The 764-nt window shown below is 68.1% G+C and carries 1 protein-coding gene; it reads right to left on the bottom strand.

The features are described 5' to 3' along the window. On the bottom strand, positions 1–764 hold a 764-nt coding region (locus ITP53_RS55625), incomplete at both ends, for a hypothetical protein (protein WP_207757789.1).

Here is a 764-nt window from a genome sequence, read left to right as displayed (position 1 = left end):
TGATCATCTCTCGTGTTTCGCACTTGTGGTTGATCATGTTTCGGCGGCGGCCCAGGCTGCGAGGACGGCCTGGGTTTCTTCGGGTGTGGCCTGGTAGGGGGCTTGGGGCCGAAAACGTTCGGCGATGATGACGCGGCGGAGCTTGATCACCATGTCTTCGAAGGACGGTTCGGTCTTGGTGGTGTACCAGCGGGCTCGTGCCCGTCGTTCGGCGGTGTCGGCGGGGGCTGTGCCCGTGGATGGCGTACCACAGGATGGTCAGACTGAGGCAGATCATGCCGAACGGCACGGTGCGTTCCACCGCGAGCCGGGTGCGGTTGCGGGCCTGGCCGACGCCGAGGCTCTGGCGGGCGTCGAAGAAAGCGACTTCGATGCACCAGCGGGCGGCGTAGCGGGCGATGAGGTCTTCGGCGGGTGAGTGCAGGTCGGTGGTGATCAGGGGCAGGCCGTAGCCGCGGTCGTCGCCGTCACGGGTACGAGGGTGAGTGTCGCGGACCAGGATGACCCGGATGGTCTGGGCGCGGAACGGCCCGTACCACAGGCATGTCGTTTCGCTGATCTGCACGGTATCGGTGCGTCCGTAGCGGCGTACCCGGGTGGTGCGCCAGGTGCCGGCCGCGGCCAGGTCGGCCGGGGTGCCCAGGCGGGCGCCTTTGGTGCGGGGTCGTCCGGACCTGCCGGTTCTGGGTGGGGGCAGGGCGTGCAGGACCGAGGTGACCTTCAGTCGGCTGGTCCAGGTGATCGCATCATCCAGGCCGCGCAGA

The sequence above is a fragment of the Nonomuraea cypriaca genome, assembly GCF_015645445.1.
Lineage (GTDB): Bacteria > Actinomycetota > Actinomycetes > Streptosporangiales > Streptosporangiaceae > Nonomuraea > Nonomuraea cypriaca.
The sequence above is the reverse complement of the archived record's forward strand: the minus strand, read 5'-3'. Positions and strand labels throughout refer to the sequence as shown.